This is a genomic window from Staphylococcus coagulans (genome assembly GCF_002901995.1).
GTDB classification, from domain to species: Bacteria; Bacillota; Bacilli; order Staphylococcales; family Staphylococcaceae; genus Staphylococcus; species Staphylococcus coagulans.
Genome location: NZ_PPQN01000066.1, coordinates 1579 through 4036, shown reverse-complemented (window position 1 = coordinate 4036; position 2458 = coordinate 1579). Strand labels below are relative to the sequence as shown.

The window sequence follows — 2458 nt, the reverse complement described above, 5'->3', positions numbered from 1 at the left end:
CCAATATACTCTTTTTCAGAATACGTTTTGAAGGTGAGTAAATAGTAAAGGTGATTAATACGTCTTTCTATCTATAAGGTGGTAATAGACATTAAAATGAATTAAAAAATTATTAATATCATATTGTCAGTATAATGTAAACGCTTTATAATAATGAACAGGTCTACAAAAATTATTGTATAAAACCATTGTATCATTATTATTGGCAGCGATTAATCATTGTTTTTAATTTAATTTTTATAAGTGTGGATAATGTCAAATTATGATTGATAGGGTGTATTATCGAATCTAATACGCAATTTATTAATTTCTATGATTTTGTACAATAATAATGCAAGTGATACCAAAGTTTTGTAGATTTAATTTTCAAATTTAGTAAAGGGGATAATTATGACGAATATTTTCGCACATAGAGGATTGTCGAGTAAAGCACCTGAAAATACTTTTGCAGCATTTGATTTAGCTCGTAAAATTGAAGGGGTGAAATGGCTTGAACTCGATGTCGCTATCACTAAGGATGAAGTTTTAATTATATTTCATGATGATGACTTAGATCGAACAACGAATACATACGGAGAAGTGAGTGAAACGCGTTATGAAGCAATTCAGAATGCATCAGCTGGGGCTTGGTTTCATCCAGAGTTTGCAAATGAACGTATTTTAACATTTGAGCAGCTTATAGCATTTGCAAATCGTTATAAAATAAATCTTAATATCGAGCTTAAAGGGGTTACAGGTCCAAACGGGACCTATTTAAGTGAACGCATGTTGCAATTAATGAAGACACAAATTGAGAAATTAGATGACGCGCTAGAAGTATTAATTTCTAGTTTTAACTTTAGTTTGCTCAAATTAGCAGAACAATATATACCACAATATAAGCGTGCGGTTTTATTTGAAAAATGTGCGTTTTATAATGATTGGCGTACAATAGTAGATTATTGTGGCTCGTCTATTGTCCATTTAGAAGATATTAACTTAACACGAGAACTCGTTTCAGAAATTAAAAATTCTGGTTATACATTGAATGTATGGACAGTAAATGATAAAGAACGTGCAAATACACTGATCAATTGGGGTGTAGACGGCATATTTACAGATTATGCTGATGATCTTATTCATTTACAGCAACAATAGATTTTACAACAAAGTGGAAGGGGTACGTCATATGAAACGTATTATGGACAAATTGAACTTTAAAGATAGACAGACGCTTATTGGATTTTTAACTGTTGTGACAGCAGGGCAGTTGATTTACTCAAGTTTCGAAGCATTCAAAGGGACATTTTATAATTTATTACTCGATGTCTTACAAGTAAGTAATGCAGAGCTAGGAGCGATATTTGGTCTCATTGGTATTTCTATATTCTTTTACATTCCTGCGGGTTGGATTAATAACCGTTTTTCGGTGAAATCTATTTTAATTGTTGGATTGGTAATTCGCTTTATAACCATTTCAGTGATCATTTTCTTCAGCCCTACTTTTCAAATGTTAAAAGTAATTGCGATTATTTGGGGTATTGTGGACTCATTTTTTTGGCCAGCTGTACTTAACGGTATTATGTTATTCACGAACCAAAGTAATCGAGGTATGGGTTTTGGATTATTAGAATCGATTCGACGTGCTGAAGAAATGATTATGAATTTAATTATTGTTGGAATCATGTCTTTAATCAGTGGGATTGTTGTATTTAAAGGAGGCATGCTCGCATATAATTTATTGATTATTCCTTTAATTCTATTAATTATCAAATACGTGCCAAAAAATGGAATTGCTGCAATCGATGAAGAAAAAACAGAAGAGATGCATCTTAATAAATCAGCTGAAGCACTTAAAGGTTTATTCTATGTACTGTTACAGCCTAAAGTATGGCTGGCATCAATGAGTGCGATGTCGATTTATTGGGGTTATATCATTTTAATTTATAGCGTGCCATATTTACAAAAAACTTATGAACTTTCAACAACACAAACTGCACTTTTCGGAATCTTTAATACAGGACTTATGGGCGTCATTATGGGTGTTTCTGCTGGTTTAATATCAGACTATGTATTTAAGTCATCTTCGAAAATGATTTTCTCAGCGCTTATTTTATCATCATTCGTTTTACTAGGTGTTGTATTTATCGAAGGAAATCTCTTTATCAGCATGGCACTTTTAATTGTATTTTCAGTGTCAACGTTTTTAGCTAAAAGTGTAATACTAGCGCCTATTGCAGAGTTTGATATTCCTAAAAAATATGCTGGTTCAGCAATGAGTGTAGGCTCTTTCGCAGCATATGCGCCTATTTTCTGGGTTTATACGATGAATGGTAAGCTCCTTGATGCGCATCAAGATAATGTTGTTACAGCATATCGTATGATATTTGAAATTGGCATTATCGTCTCATTTTTAGGCAGTTTATGTACTTTACTGTTACTCTTTTTAAACCGCAAATCTCCTGCATAGATTTTAATG

Annotated in this window: 2 protein-coding genes; both read left to right on the top strand. The window is 32.4% G+C overall.

Annotated features, from left to right (window positions below; genetic code table 11):
* Positions 1-390 precede the first annotated feature (390 nt).
* Complete coding sequence (locus tag CD118_RS10835) at positions 391-1137, top strand: glycerophosphodiester phosphodiesterase family protein (protein ID WP_103356698.1); 747 nt, start codon at positions 391-393, stop codon at positions 1135-1137.
* A gap of 31 nt (positions 1138-1168) precedes the next feature.
* Complete coding sequence (locus CD118_RS10830; RefSeq protein WP_103356697.1) at positions 1169-2449, top strand: MFS transporter; 1281 nt, start codon at positions 1169-1171, stop codon at positions 2447-2449.
* The last annotated feature ends 9 nt before the right edge of the window (positions 2450-2458 follow it).

What these genes read in the sequence shown, in the direction of transcription:
- CD118_RS10830 (WP_103356697.1), top strand. Translation starts at nt 1,169, where the DNA reads ATGAAACGTATTATGGACAAATTGAACTTTAAAGATAGACAGACGCTT.
- CD118_RS10835 (WP_103356698.1), top strand. Translation starts at nt 391, where the DNA reads ATGACGAATATTTTCGCACATAGAGGATTGTCGAGTAAAGCACCTGAA.